Genomic DNA, 13,949 nt, shown 5'->3' on the forward strand with positions numbered 1-13,949 from the left:
AATTGGGCAGTAACCCTTTGAACTTTGGTTTCCACAGCAGGATTGATTGATATGCGATTGACGGCTGCAGCAGCACTTCTGGCGGCGATCGGTTTTTCGGCTCAGGCCGCAGACCTCGGCACGCTTTCCGTGACTTCCCGTTTAAATGAGCCCCTGTCGGCGCGGCTTACCGTCAACAATGTCGATCCCAAGGTCGAGCCCCTGGTGGTCCGTCTTGCGCCCGAAGCAACTTATGACCGCATCGGCAAGAAGCCGCTTGCGGCCGACACGGGCCTGGAACTGACGCTTGAAAGTAAGTCCCCTTGGGTTGTCCGCATTAAAAGCGAAAAGCCCGTGACCTCACGGGACTTCCCGCTCATTGTGGAACTTAACGACGGCGGCAAACTCTCCGCCAAGTACTACCGCATCCGCCTGGAACCGGCAGTTGCGCCGGCTCCGGCCGCAGCGCCCAAGGCGACAGTTCAGGCACAGACAAAGCAGGCTGCTCCCTCGGCAGGGAAACTCCCGTCAACGGCCGCCATGCCCTCGGTTGAAACGAAGAAGGCAGAACCTGCCGCAAAACCCGCACCCGCTAAGCGCGAAACGGTGAAGGCAAAGCCTCAGGTGAAACCCGCTTCCGCGAAGACCACAACCAATAAGCCGCAGTACACGCTCGCTGATCCCATTATCGTGAAGCCCGGCATGACGATGTGGTCGATTGCCAACCTCTTGGTGCCGCGCTATGAGGGGGCGCGTACCGAAGAAGTGCTGGTGGCTTTGATCCGCCGCAACCCTGCTGCCTTTAAAAACGGCCGTATCAGCGGGCTTAAACCCGGTGCCCGCTTAAATGCGCCCACACAGGCGCAGGTCGATGCCGTCGGCACCGACGTTGCCTGGTGCCTTGTGCATGTGACGCCTAATGCAGATATGCGTAAGGCCCCCTCGGCACGAAACTTGAACCGTGCGCATCAGCGCATGAAGCAAGCCCGCATTGCCTGGACGCCGAAGAAACCGGCGGCTGAGGTTCAAAAGCCCGCTGTCAAACCCGCTGAGCCCATGAAGCCCGCGGCGCCTGAAGCAAAGCCTGAAACGGCGGCTCCGGCCGTAGCTGCTGCGGCTGCCGCTGCGACAGCGGCAGCAACGACTGAAGCTCTGACGCCCGCAGCAGCACCTGAAGAAACAAAACCCGCTCAAACGCAGGCAACCAAGACCGAACCCGCGGCCGACACGCAGCCCGAAATGACGGCGCAGCCCGCGGTTGAAGAAAAGACCGAGGAAGAAGGGAGCAGCGCCTGGCTCTGGGGCCTCTTGATTATTCTCATCGCTGCTGCCGCAGGCGGCTGGTTTGTCTGGCGCCGCAAGAAGGAAAAGGAAGAGTTTGAACGCACCGAGCGCACCATCCGCTTTCTGAGGCCGGAACCGACCACGCCGCAGCAGGTGCGGAACATGGATGAGTTGCTCACGAAGCGCATGGAAGCTGACGCTGCGGCAAAGCGCGGCTTTGACGCAGCGCCCGCCGCAACAGCGACCGCAACCGCTGCCGCAGCGGCAACGGTGACGGCTTCTGAGACGAAGGCACCTGAAACTGCGGCTCCGCAGCCTGCTGCCGAAGTTAGGCCCGAAGTGAAGGCTCAGGCGCCTGAAGAAGAGCCCCGTCCCTTTACGCTCACGAGCACGTCTTCGGGGATGCAGATTCAGCCGCCCGAGGCTTTTTCCGCGGAAACCCCGGTAACGGCAGAGGACGGTCACAGCCCCGAAGCGATGGCCGTGAAGCTCGCCGCTGCCCAGCAAAAGATTGATGCGGGGTTCCCGGACGATGCCGAGAAACTTCTGCGTGAAGTAAAGCTCTTCGGCACGGACGAGCAGAGAGCCGCCGCAGAGCGCCTTCTTGACGCCGTGCGCCGCGTTTAAGCCGGATGCAGGAACGCTTTCCCTACGCGCCGGGGGCGGCTTTCCGCACGGCGCTCGGTATTGAATACACGGGCACGCACTATAACGGCTGGCAGACGCAGCCTGACGGCCGTACGGTGCAGGACGTGCTGGAACGCGCCATAAAGCGGTTTCTCACGAAGCCCGCAGGCACCATCTGCGCGGGCCGCACGGACGGCGGTGTGCATGCCACGGGCCAGGTGGTGCACGTTGATACGGACTGTGAGCGTTCGGTCACTTCCTGGGTGAGGGCACTTAACACCTTTTTGCCCGACGATATCGCGGTCCGCTGGGCTGTGCCCGTAAACGACCGTTTTCATGCGCGTTTTTCCGCGCGCAGCCGGACGTATCAGTACTGGATTCTGAACGACCGGATCCGCTCGGCCGTTAATTTCGGGCGCACGGGCTGGGTGTGGCGGCCGTGTGATGAAGAGAGGATGCGCGAGGCCGCGGCCTGCCTTATCGGGGAACACGACTTCTCAAGTTTCCGTGCAGCGGACTGTCAGGCGGCAACCCCGGTGCGCACGATGACGGCAATCAATATTGTGCGTCGAGGCCGTTATATCGGCATTGAACTCACCGCAAACGCCTTTTTGCAGCACATGGTGCGAAATATCGTGGGGTCGCTTATTTACGTGGGCGTGGGACGCGAGAAGCCTGAGTGGATGAAAGAAGTGCTTGAAGCGAAGGAAAGAGCCGCTGCAGCGCCCACTTTTGACGCTGCAGGGCTATATCTCGTGGGAGTGGGGTATCCGGATTTTCCGGAAATTCCGGTGAAGGGATCTGACCCCTTTTAACCGTTTTGCCGGGCGTTACGTACGCTCGGGTGCGGCAGGGGCTTGAGGCGTACAATGGTCGCGCCCGCGCCGCCGTCTCTTTCATAGGGTTCGGCAAACGCAACGACGGCGTCAAACTGCTTGAGCCACCGGCGCACTTTTTCCTTGAGAATGGACTGACGGTCCGGGTTGCTGTTGCCCTTACCGTGGATGATGCGCACGCAGAGACGTTCGTTTGTCTGTGACTTGCGGATAAAGTCGATCACGGCTTCGCGGGCTTCTTCCACAAACATCCCGTGAAGGTCGAGTTGCCCCACAACGCACCAGCGGCCGCGTCTGAGGTCGCGCGGCACATCCGGCCCCACTTCAGGACGCCGGAAGGAAAGGCCGTCTTCGCTTTCGAGAAACTCGATCGAATCAGCTTCGTCGCTTAAGGATTCGGCAAGCACCGCTTTGTTGTCGGCAATTGTCTGCTGCGGCACCGGAGCGGGCTTTTTCTTTTCGTGCTGGGCGCGTTTGTCATTTCCGAGCGGCTCAACTCCCGCTTTTTTCATCGCGGCGGCAAAGCTGATGTCGGCGTTTTTACTCGCTGCGGAGAGCTTTACGCCCTGCGCGGCGCGCACGCCCGTACGGTTCATTTCCTTTAAAAATTCCAGTGTACCCTGGGCAATGCGTTGCTCTACTTTTTCCTGCCGAAGTTTTTCTTCAGCTCGTTCACGATGGCGGGCTTTGAGTTCCGCAGCCATCGGTTTTAAAGCGTCAAATGCATTTCCCATAGGTACACCTTCATTTTCAATGAATTACTTGCCGAGCGACTCCAGGTAGCGCTGCGCGTCAAGCGCGGCCTTGCAGCCCGAAGCGGCGCTGGTGACTGCCTGACGGTAGATCGGGTCAGCGCAGTCGCCCGCGGCAAAGACGCCCTTAATGTTAGTCGCAGTACGCGCTCTCGGATCGGTTTCGGTGACGATGTAGCCGTCCTGCATCGTGACCTGGCCGTCAAAGATCTTGGTGTTGGGGCTGTGGCCGATCGCGATAAAGACGCCGTCCACGGTAATCGTGTCAACCGTGTCGTTTTCGGTGTTGCGGATTGCAAGGGCGTTCACGGCATTGTCGTTACCGAGCACTTCCTTCACTTCGTAGGGGGTGTGCAGCACGATCTTGCCTTCGTTGACCGCATCCATCAGGCGGTCAACCATGATGGGTTCGGCGCGGAAGGTGTCACGGCGGTGCACGAGGTGCACGATCGAGGCAATCTGCGAGAGGTAGAGGGCTTCTTCAAGCGCGGCATTGCCGCCGCCCACGACCGCAACCGGCTTACCTTTGTAGAAAAAGCCGTCGCAGGTTGCGCAGGCCGAGACGCCGCGGCCGCGATACTTGGTTTCGCTCTCAAGCCCCAGGTACTTCGCGGAAGCACCGGTCGCGATGATGAGGGCATCGCAGGTGTAGTTGTTGAGGTCACCTTCCAGGCGGATCGGCTTTTCGTTCAAATGCGTCGTGTGAATCGTGTCAAAGACGATCTTCGTCTGGAAACGTTCGGCGTGAGCCTGAAGGTTTGCCATCAGCTGCGGGCCTTCGATGCCGTTTTGGGCGCCGGGCCAGTTGTCAACTTCAGTGGTGGTCATGAGCTGACCGCCCTGTTCCATACCGGTGATGATGACGGGCTTCAAATTAGCGCGGGCTGCGTAAACTGCAGCGGTATAACCGGCAGGGCCGGAACCCAGGATGAGAACCGGGGCGTGAATCACATCAGACATTACAGTAACTCCAAATTTCAAAGGGGTGTCTGCACAAAAAGCGCTGCTTCAAGACCGAGAATTTGAAGCGGCTGCAGTCACCATGTGTTGCGGTGATTATACGAAAGGGCCCTTTCAAATAAAGGAAAATTCACACAGATCGTTGCAACTGACGTTCGGGTTTTATCGTCATCATAGGAAGGTGCTTGTCGGAGGCCTCGCTTTTTACGGACACGTGCCTTCCGTGGGAGGTTGATAAAATTGACTCCCTGAGAAAATTGAAAAAAACACGAAATCAATAATAATTGTCTTGATAAAGGAACTTCCATCACTAAAAGTTTCCCAACCTGTGGAACTATAGCCGCTTAGGCAGGCGTCGCAGCAGAGCTGGCGGCCGGTGTAACTTTACGGGGACGCCCGCGCGGGCGTTTCGGTCCCACAAACTCCAACTTCTGCTTTCTCGGCCTGCCGGGCTTCTTATGCTCCCCATCTTTTCCCAAGATTTGGGCATAATGAGATAATCAGGGGCTTTCAGCCCCTTTGTGCGGGGCAAGAGAACCGCTGCAACAATTTCTGAGGGAGAAACACATGCATTTCAAGCGCTGGCAGAAAGCGGCGGTTCTAGTGGCTGCCGCAGCGGCGGTTCTTTCCGGCTGCGGGGATAAAAAGACGCAGGAGGTGGCAAAACCCGCCGAACAGACGATCGGCATCGTGCAGCTTGTGGAGCATTCGGCACTGGATGACGCCAACCGCGGCATTGTCGACGCCTTAAAGGCGCGCGGCATCAAGCTTGCAATCGACCAGCAAAACGCGCAGGCTGATCAGTCGAACCTTAGAAACATCGCCCAGCGCTTCGTTTCGCACAACTACCCCCTGATTTTCGCGATTGCAACGCCTGCGGCTCAGACCGCCGCCAACGCCACCACAACGATTCCGATTGTGGCAACGGCGGTGACGGACTTTGCGGTTGCAAAGCTCGTCAAAGACAACGCCAAGCCCGGCACGAACGTGACGGGGTCCTCCGACAAGAACCCGATTGCGGCGCAGATTGAACTTCTCACGCAGCTTGTGCCGGGCGCGAAGACCGTCGGCACGATCTACAACAGCTCGGAAATCAATTCGCAGTTTCAGGTGGAACTTGCGAAAAAAGAACTCGCAAAGAAGGGCATTGAACTCGTGGAAGCCACGGTTTCCAGCGTAAACGACGTGCAGCAGACCGCGCAAAGCCTTGTGGGTAAGGTGCAGGCGATTTATCTGCCCACTGATAACGTGATGGCCTCAGCGATGCCGACGCTCTACCGCATCACCAAGGAAGCCAAGATCCCCGTGATTCCGGGGGAAGCCGCGCTTCTTAAAAACGGCGCGCTTGCCACGGTCGGTATTGACTACTACACGATCGGAAAACTCGCAGGCAACATGGGCGCCGATATTCTGGAAGGGAAGGGCAAGCCCGAAACCATGCCGATTCAGTACCAGACGGAATTTACGGCTGTGGTAAACCCGACGGTCGCGAAGGAACTCGGCATCACCATTCCTGAAGCGATCGCAAAGACCGCCAAAACCGTTCAATAATTATTGACTCCGTCCCGTTTTCCGGCGTGCGGGAAGCGGGACTCTTTCTTTTTGAAGTGAAGCTAAAGCGATGCTTGACTTACTGATTCCGACCGTAGCGCAGGGGCTTTTGTGGGCCCTGATGGCCCTGGGTGTCTACATCACGTTTCGGGTGCTCGATATTGCCGACCTTTCGGTTGAAGGCACGTTTCCGCTGGGAGCAGCGGTAGCGTCCACCGTGCTCGCTTCAGGCTACGGCATAGGCACCGCCTTTATCTTCGCGGCGGTCGCAGGGGCCCTTGCGGGCGTCATTACGGCGCTTTTAACCACCAAACTCAAGATCCCGGCTCTCTTGGCCGGTATCCTCACGATGATCGGGCTTTACTCGATTAATCTGCATGTGATGGGGAAAGCCAACGTCTCGCTTCTTCGCGTTGACACGGTCTTTAGTTTCGTGAGGGACTGGGGGCTCACGGACGCTCAGGCCACTTTCATTGTGGGCCTTGTTGCCGTCATTCTGGTGGGCTGCGCCATCTACTGGTTCTTTGGTACGGAATTGGGCACAAGCATCCGCGCAACGGGCTTTAATCCCCAGATGGCCCGGGCGCAGGGGATTAACACCGACACCATGGTGATCCTGGGGCTTTTGATCAGCAACCTTCTCGTGGCGCTTTCAGGCGCGCTTGTTGCGCAGTCCAACGGTTTTGCCGACGTCGGTATGGGAACCGGCACGATTGTGATCGGGCTTGCTTCCGTCATTATCGGTGAGGTGCTCTTCGGCACCCGAAGCTTTAAAAACTGCCTCATTGCCGTGATTCTCGGCTCGATCGTCTACCGCCTTGTGATTGCCGTGGTGCTACAGCTCGGGATGCCACCGAACGACCTCAAGCTCTTTACCGCCGTACTGGTGGCCGTTGCGCTTTCCATGCCGATGTTAAAAGGCAAACTGAAACTGCGCCGCATCGTGAAGTAACTTCCGGGAAAAAAAGAAAATGCTCATCGTTAAAGACGTTCATAAAACATTTTTCCCGGGCAGCGTCAACGAGAAAAAGGCCCTGCAGGGCGTGGATCTGACGCTCAAAGACGGCGACTTTGTGACCGTGATCGGTTCCAACGGCGCCGGTAAGTCAACGCTTTTAAACGCTGTGGCAGGCGTCTTTCCGATTGACACGGGCCGCATTGAAATCAGCGGCACCGACGTTACGAAGATGCCGGAATACCAGCGGGCCCGCTTTATCGGCCGCGTTTTTCAGGATCCGATGAAGGGAACGGCCGCGGGCATGATGATTGAGGAAAACCTCGCGATGGCCGCGCGCCGAGGCAAGCGCCCGGGGCTGCGCTGGAGCTCTCAGGGCGAACAGACCGAGCGCTTTAAGGCGATGTTGAGAGAACTCGACCTGGGGCTTGAGGACCGGATGACCGCGCACGTGGGGTTGCTTTCGGGCGGCCAGCGTCAGGCGGTGACGCTTCTGATGGCTACGCTTGTGCGCCCCGAACTTTTACTGCTTGACGAACACACCGCCGCGCTTGACCCCAAGACTGCGGAAAAAGTGCTGCAGCTCACTGACCGCATCGTCCGTCAGCACAACCTCACCACCCTCATGATCACGCACAATATGCGTGACGCACTGCGCTTTGGAAACCGCCTCATCATGATGCATGCCGGACGCGTGGTGGAAGATATTCCGGGGGATGTGAAAAAGACGCTCGCCGTGCCTGATCTTCTGGATCTCTTTGAAAAGCGGGCCGGCAAGGACGTGGCTGTCGGAGACGCGATGCTTTTGGGATAATGTTGCCTGAAACCTTAAGTCCCGAGGAATGTATGTCTGAAAAAAGAGCAGACACCGTCAAGGTGTCGGTTTTGGTGCCGTGCTGCAACGTTTCGGCCTTTGTCCGGGAGTGTTTAGAAAGTATTGTCGGCCAGACACTCAAAGAGATTGAAATTATCTGTATTAACGGCGGTTCAACTGACAATACGCTTGACATCATTCAGGAGTTTGCCGCGCGCGACAGCCGTATCCGTGTGCTTGATAAAAAGAATTCCGGGTATGGTGACTCCATGAATAAGGGCCTGGAAATGGCTCGCGGTGAGTACATCGGCATTGTGGAGTCGGATGACTTTGTTGAACCCGGGATGTTTGAAAAGCTCTACAGCGCAGCCAAGGCCAATGACCTCGATATCTGCCGGTCTCAATATTGGTCTTACAAGGACGGCGTTGACACACCTTGTGAAATCCGCAAGGTTCTTTTCAATACTGTGTTCACGCCTCTTCGCGAGACCGAGGTTATTTTTGCTCCGCCCGCAATTTGGACTTCAATTTACCGTCGTTCCATGCTGATCGAAAACGGTATTGCGTTTTTGCCTACGCCCGGAGCAAGTTTTCAGGATACGGGATTTGCATTCAAGACATTTGTCTGCTGCCGGCGTTTCATGCTTCTGCCGGACTTATTCCTGCATTACAGACAGCATGCCAATAATTCCGTTAAGTCGGATAAGAAGATTTTCTGCGTCGCGGACGAATGGGCCGAGATCATCCGCTTCTGCAGAGAAAGAGATGACTGGATTACCCTCAAAACACTCATTCCGCGGGTTTCGTTTTATGGTTACCGTTGGAATTTTGCGCGTTTAAGCCATGATGCTGCCATGCGGTTTTTCGAGCGCTGGCGCACGGATTGGCTGACATGGAACAAAGAAGTGAGTTTGGTGAGCGTCCTGCGGGGTTCCAAAAAACTTTACGCGTTGCTGCTGCTTTATTGTCCGGCTTTAGCGCGCTGGTATTTCACACGCAAATTTAAACAGAAAAACCAGAACTGAGATTTTTGCAGAGGACACATCGTATGTACGATTTTCTTGTTGTCGGAGCCGGCCTTTTCGGAGCTGTGTTTGCACATGAAGCCAAACGTGCTGCCGGAAAAAAGGTCAAAGTGATCGATGTCCGCAATCACCTAGCCGGGAACATTTACACCGAAGAGCAGCACGGCATCATGGTTCACAGGTACGGCGCTCATATTTTCCACACCAGTAACAAAGCCGTGTGGGATTACATCAATGCGTTCGGAGCCTTTAATAATTTCGTCAATTCTCCGGTGGCCAACTTTAAGGGTGAGCTCTTTAACCTGCCTTTTAACATGAACACGTTCTACCAAATGTGGGGTGTGAAAACACCGCAGGAGGCCCGCCGAAAGATTGAAGATCAAAAAGCTGAAGCCGGTAAAACGATCACAACGCCCCGCAATCTTGAAGAACAGGCCGTGAGTCTGGTGGGGCCGGACATCTACCGTAAACTCATCAAGGGGTATACCGAGAAGCAGTGGGGGCGTGAATGCACGGAGCTGCCTGCTTCCATCATCCGGCGTCTTCCGGTGCGGATGACCTTTGACAACAACTACTTTAATGATGCTTACCAGGGAATTCCGGTTGAGGGCTACACAAAGCTCGTGGAGAGAATGCTCGAAGGGATTGAGGTTGAACTGGGCATTGATTACCTGAAAGATCGGGAGGTGCTCAATGCTTCGGCCGAGCGAGTGCTTTTCACCGGGCCGATTGATGCATTTTTTGACTACGAGCTCGGCCATCTGGAGTACCGTAGTCTGCGCTTTGAGGATGAGTTGCTGGCAACGGATAATTATCAGGGCGTCGCGGTGATGAACTTCACAGACCGTGAAACACCTTACACGCGCATCATTGAGCACAAGCATTTTGTGCACGGTACGCAACCAGAGACCATTATCACCCGTGAATATCCGATGACCTGGACACCGGGCGCAGAGCCTTACTATCCAGTCAACGATGCACGTAATTCGGCGCTTTATCAGAAGTATCAGGCAAAAGCCGCAGAGCAGTCCAAGGTGCTTTTCGGCGGACGCATGGGACAGTACCGCTACTACGATATGGATAAGGCGATTGAGTCAGCTCTGAGTCTTGCTCAATCAGTGCTCTGATGCGTTTTTTTTCTGCTGAAAGATCTTTAGCGTATGCAGATACTTCCAGGCCAGGGCCACGATCACGGGCCCTGAAGCCGCGGAAATTACGCCCAGAAGCAGAATCATCGAAAGGTTGTTCTTCACAATCGGGATGTTGCCGAAGAGGTACCCGAGGCCGATCAGACCCACGGCCCAGATGACGGCCCCCAGGCCCGAATAAAGTTCAAACCGGCCTATGCTCATCTTGGCGGCACCGGCCACAAGCGGCGCAAAGGCACGCACGATCGGCACGAAACGCGCGAGAATAATAGTTTTGCCGCCGTGCTTTTCGTAGAAAACCTGCGTTTTCTGGAGTTTCTTCGCATCAATCCAGCGAATTGACCCGTCGTAGATGCGGTTACCGAGCCAGCGCCCGGTGTGAAAGCCGAGCGTATTGCCGAGGCACGCTCCGAGAATGACCGCAAGCATCAGCCCCCAGGGGCTCATGGTGCCTGCAGCCGCAACGGTCCCCGCCACAAAAAGCAGTGAATCCCCCGGCAGAAACGCCATCACCACAATGCCGGTTTCCAGAAAGAAAATAAGGAACATGGCGGCATAAACAAGCCAGCCGTATTCGGTGGCGAGCGTCACCAGAAAATGATCGGCGTTCGTGAAAAGCTCGGTAACGAGGGAGAGGAAATCCATTGCGCAGACAGGGCGTTTGTTTAATCGAATGTCCGTAATCATACCGTTACGGCTCACGCCTGACGGTACTTTGTTGCACAAAGAAATAAACAGCAGCGGGCACTCTGACCAAGGTATCGAAAGACCGTATCAACCGCTCACACCCGCGCCCGTATAATCGTCCGAACGAACGTTAAGACTCATCCCTCATGACCACGGAAAACCTAGAAGTGCGCCATATTCACGCACTGCCTGATCAGCTCATCAGCCAAATCGCCGCGGGCGAAGTTATTGAACGCCCGTCGTCGGTCGTTAAAGAACTCGTTGAAAACGCGGTGGACGCGGGTGCCAAAACCGTGCAGGTGCGCTTGGAAGAGGGCGGCATCAAACGGATCAGTGTCACAGACGACGGCTGCGGGATTCCGCCCGAGGAGCTGGGCCTCGCGCTCACGCGTCACGCGACCAGTAAGATCAGTAATCTCCTGGACCTTGAGAAGGTCGCGAGTTTTGGTTTCCGCGGTGAGGCGCTTGCGTCGATTGCCTCGGTGGCTGACGTTACGTTGACAAGCCGTACGGCCGGCATGAGCACCGCGCAGCGCATCACGCCTGCCGGTGAAATTACGGTGGCGCCCGGGGACACCGGCACTACCGTGGAAGTCGAAGACCTCTTTTACAAAACCCCGGCACGCCGTAAGTTTTTAAAGGCGGTGAGAACCGAGAGCGCACACGTTGTGGAACAGATCGAGCGCATGGCGCTTTCAAGCCCCGAGGTTGAATTCCGGGTGACGGTCGACGGTAAAAGCGCCCTGATTCTTCCAGCACAAACGCAGGAAGAACGCATCTTTGCCGTGATGCCCCAGGACTTTAAGGTCAATAGCCGCGCGGTTGCCGCCGAAGGTTTTGACATGCGCATCACGGGGTTTGCCGGGCTGCCGCGCGCGGCCAAAGCCCGCACGGCCGATCAGTACTTTTTCGTAAACGGCCGCTTTGTGAGGGACAAGGTCCTGCAGCACGCGGTGAGAACCGCTTACGCGGACGTCCTGCACGGCGCCGTGCAGCCCCTCTATTGCCTCATGCTTGAAATCAACCCGGTGAAGGTGGACGTCAACGTTCACCCGCAAAAGTCCGAGGTGCGGTTCCGTGACAGCGCGCAGGTGCACAGTTTCGTGAGCCGCGCGATTTCCGAGGCGCTTGCCAGAAGCTGTGAAACCGGGGAGAGCGGTGCATCACTCTTACCGCAGGCAGAGAGCGGAAGTCCTCAGATTAATGAACCGTCGGCCGCCGCCCTGCGCGAAGCCTCTTTCCCGAAAAATTTCCGCGCAAAGACAGGACAGAGTTTCGGTACGAAGCCCAAGCCCCTGTCCGCTTCGGAGTGGCTTAACGTCTTTGCGACCAAACCGAAAGAAGCGCAGACTGAGAAGCCCGCCGCACCGGCGCCTTTAGAGCGTCCGGCAGCGCCCGTTGTCACTGAGACCACGGCCGCAGACATGCTTACGGTGCCTCAGCAGCAGTCAGTCCCCGAGCCTCCCGCCTACGCCGGGAACGTGCCTTTGGCAATGGACGAACCTCAGGCGGAAAAAGCGCTCCCCCACTACCGGCTCGGCAAGGCCCTGGCGCAGCTTGCGGGGATTTATATCCTCGCTGAAAACGACCGGGGACTCGTGATTGTCGACATGCATGCCGCGCACGAGCGCATCAACTACGAGCGCTTAAAGCGCGAAGCCAAAACATCGATTTCCACGCAGGCGCTCCTGGTCCCTGTGGTCTTTCGGGTGACGGCCGCGGAAATGGCCGCGTTTGAAGAAGCGGGCGACACGCTCACAAAGCTCGGGCTTGAGGTGAGCCGCTCCGGCGAAGACGCGCTTGCGCTGCGCAGTATCCCGGCGGTGTTCGCGGACGGCCGCGCCGACGCCGAGGGGCTCGTTCGGGGCGTGCTGCAGGATCTGGCGGAGTTTGGCGTCACGTCGCTCACAGAAGAGCTTCGCAACAAGTGCCTCTCCACCATGGCCTGCCACGGGTCGGTGAGGGCGCACAGGATTCTGACGTTGCCGGAAATGCAGGCGCTTTTGCGGCAGATGGAAATGACGGAGCGGGCGGATCAGTGCAATCATGGGCGGCCTACCTGGCGCGAAATCACGATTGAAGAGCTTGATAAGTTTTTCCTGCGGGGTCAGTGATGCAGCCGCGTGCGCTCATGATTCTCGGGCCCACGGCAAGCGGCAAAACCGCGCTTGCCCTGACCCTGGCCCGCAAGCTCCCCGTTGAAATCATTTCGGTTGACTCAGCCCTTATCTACCGCGGCATGGACATAGGCTCGGCCAAACCCACGCGCGAAGAACTTGCCCTCTGTCCGCACCACCTGATTGACATCCGTGAAATCGATGAAAGTTACAGTGCGGCCGACTTTCGCACCGACGCCCTGCGGCTTATTGATGAAATTCACGCGCGCGGTCGGTTTCCCCTTATTGTCGGGGGAACGATGCTTTACGCCAAAGCCTTACGGGAAGGGATTGACGAACTGCCTTCGGCTGACCCCGGGGTAAGGGCTGCCGTCTTAAAAGAGGGCAAAACCTTCGGGTGGCCCGCGATGCACGAAAAACTTGCGGAGGTCGATCCCGTGACCGCCGCGCGGCTCGCGGTTAACGACAGCCAGCGCATCAGCCGGGCGCTGGAGATTTACTGTCAGACGGGGCGGGCGATTTCGGATTATCAAAAGGGGGAGGCTCAACCCGACCCGACGATTGTGACCGTGGGCCTTGTGCCCGGCGACAGAGCGCACCTGCATCGGGTGATCGGCGGGCGTTTTGACGCCATGGTGGCTTCAGGCCTTTTGGATGAAGTTGAGAACCTCATGAAGTCGCCGCGCTTTATCCGGGAGTCCCCGGCCATGCGCTGTGTGGGTTACCGGCAGGCTGTGGATTATCTTCTCGGGGAGTGCACGAGGGAAGCGTTTCTCGATCGCGCCAAGGCCGCAACGCGGCAGCTCGCGAAGCGCCAGATGACGTGGCTGCGCTCGATGAAGGCCGTGACCGTTTTTGATCCGTATGCTGAAGAAGCAGGGGCTCTGGCCGGCAAGCTGATGCAGTTGACGGACGCCGAACGGGGCTGATGCCGGAGAGCTGCTGTGTTTGTGCTTTCGGGTTCTGAATTAACAGAGAGGCAGAGATGAGTCTTACGTATTGGCTTGTGCTTTTGGTTGGGTGCGGTGTTACAGCGTTCGGACTGTATCTCAAGTGGCTTGACAGCAGGGACTCCAGCAAAAAGTAATCTCGCAAGAGCCGGCACGGAAAGCAAAAAATTTGTCCGGATTTGTGAAGCAGCGGGATTTCCGGCAGATTAACTGAGCCGTAAGTTGAAGAGCCTTTTCGGCTGATATGACCTGCGGGTGCGAATG

At 57.1% G+C, this 13,949-nt stretch carries 12 protein-coding genes; 9 read left to right on the forward strand and 3 right to left on the reverse strand.

Annotated features, from left to right (window positions below):
• Positions 1–51 precede the first annotated feature (51 nt).
• Positions 52–1,890, forward strand: coding sequence for a type IV pilus assembly protein FimV (locus NXF97_RS08770; protein ID WP_274955749.1), 1,839 nt, complete (start codon positions 52–54; stop codon positions 1,888–1,890).
• 5 nt (positions 1,891–1,895) lie between these two features.
• A complete protein-coding gene (gene truA / locus NXF97_RS08775) occupies positions 1,896–2,705 on the forward strand; it encodes a tRNA pseudouridine(38-40) synthase TruA (protein WP_274955750.1) in 810 nt (269 codons plus the stop codon).
• On the opposite strand, the gene NXF97_RS08780 is transcribed toward truA, so the two are convergent.
• Both NXF97_RS08780 and trxB read right to left on the reverse strand, forming a co-directional pair.
• Positions 2,702–3,460, reverse strand: a complete 759-nt coding sequence (locus tag NXF97_RS08780; protein ID WP_274955751.1) for a Smr/MutS family protein — start codon at positions 3,458–3,460, stop codon at positions 2,702–2,704. The genes truA and NXF97_RS08780 overlap by 4 nt on opposite strands.
• 24 nt (positions 3,461–3,484) lie before the next feature.
• A complete protein-coding gene (trxB, locus tag NXF97_RS08785; protein WP_022374056.1) occupies positions 3,485–4,438 on the reverse strand; it encodes a thioredoxin-disulfide reductase in 954 nt (317 codons plus the stop codon).
• Between the two features lie 567 nt (positions 4,439–5,005).
• On the opposite strand from trxB, the gene NXF97_RS08790 reads away from it, so the two are divergent.
• The 5 genes from NXF97_RS08790 (at position 5,006) to glf (ending at position 9,910) form a co-directional block, all read left to right on the forward strand.
• Positions 5,006–5,989, forward strand: coding sequence for an ABC transporter substrate-binding protein (locus NXF97_RS08790; RefSeq protein ID WP_274955752.1), 984 nt, complete (start codon positions 5,006–5,008; stop codon positions 5,987–5,989).
• Positions 5,990–6,059: 70 nt separating this feature from the next.
• Complete coding sequence (locus NXF97_RS08795) at positions 6,060–6,941, forward strand: ABC transporter permease (protein ID WP_074009125.1); 882 nt, start codon at positions 6,060–6,062, stop codon at positions 6,939–6,941.
• Positions 6,942–6,960: 19 nt separating this feature from the next.
• The gene (locus NXF97_RS08800) at positions 6,961–7,758 is read left to right on the forward strand and encodes an ABC transporter ATP-binding protein (RefSeq protein WP_022373333.1); all 798 of its coding nucleotides are present in this window, start codon (positions 6,961–6,963) and stop codon (positions 7,756–7,758) included.
• A gap of 32 nt (positions 7,759–7,790) precedes the next feature.
• Positions 7,791–8,783: a glycosyltransferase family 2 protein gene (locus NXF97_RS08805; protein WP_274955753.1), complete on the forward strand. Its 993-nt coding sequence runs from the start codon at positions 7,791–7,793 to the stop codon at positions 8,781–8,783.
• Between the two features lie 23 nt (positions 8,784–8,806).
• Positions 8,807–9,910 carry a UDP-galactopyranose mutase gene (glf, locus tag NXF97_RS08810; protein ID WP_074009123.1) on the forward strand — a complete coding sequence of 368 codons (1,104 nt, stop codon included), beginning with the start codon at positions 8,807–8,809 and terminating at the stop codon, positions 9,908–9,910.
• On the opposite strand, the gene NXF97_RS08815 is transcribed toward glf, so the two are convergent.
• Positions 9,899–10,576: a VTT domain-containing protein gene (locus NXF97_RS08815; RefSeq protein WP_274956739.1), complete on the reverse strand. Its 678-nt coding sequence runs from the start codon at positions 10,574–10,576 to the stop codon at positions 9,899–9,901. The two genes, glf and NXF97_RS08815, sit on opposite strands and share 12 nt — an antisense overlap.
• Before the next feature lie 188 nt (positions 10,577–10,764).
• Here NXF97_RS08815 and mutL point away from each other — a divergent pair, with 188 nt between their 5' ends.
• Together mutL and miaA are read left to right on the forward strand one after the other, a co-directional pair.
• The gene (mutL, locus tag NXF97_RS08820; RefSeq protein WP_274955754.1) at positions 10,765–12,732 is read left to right on the forward strand and encodes a DNA mismatch repair endonuclease MutL; all 1,968 of its coding nucleotides are present in this window, start codon (positions 10,765–10,767) and stop codon (positions 12,730–12,732) included.
• On the forward strand, positions 12,732–13,664 hold the full coding sequence (gene miaA, locus NXF97_RS08825) for a tRNA (adenosine(37)-N6)-dimethylallyltransferase MiaA (protein ID WP_274955755.1): 933 nt from the start codon (positions 12,732–12,734) through the stop codon (positions 13,662–13,664). Before mutL ends, miaA begins: the two co-directional genes overlap by 1 nt.
• Positions 13,665–13,949 lie beyond the last annotated feature (285 nt).

The organism is Duodenibacillus massiliensis (genome assembly GCF_928721995.1).
GTDB classification, from domain to species: domain Bacteria; phylum Pseudomonadota; class Gammaproteobacteria; order Burkholderiales; family Burkholderiaceae_F; genus Duodenibacillus; species Duodenibacillus massiliensis.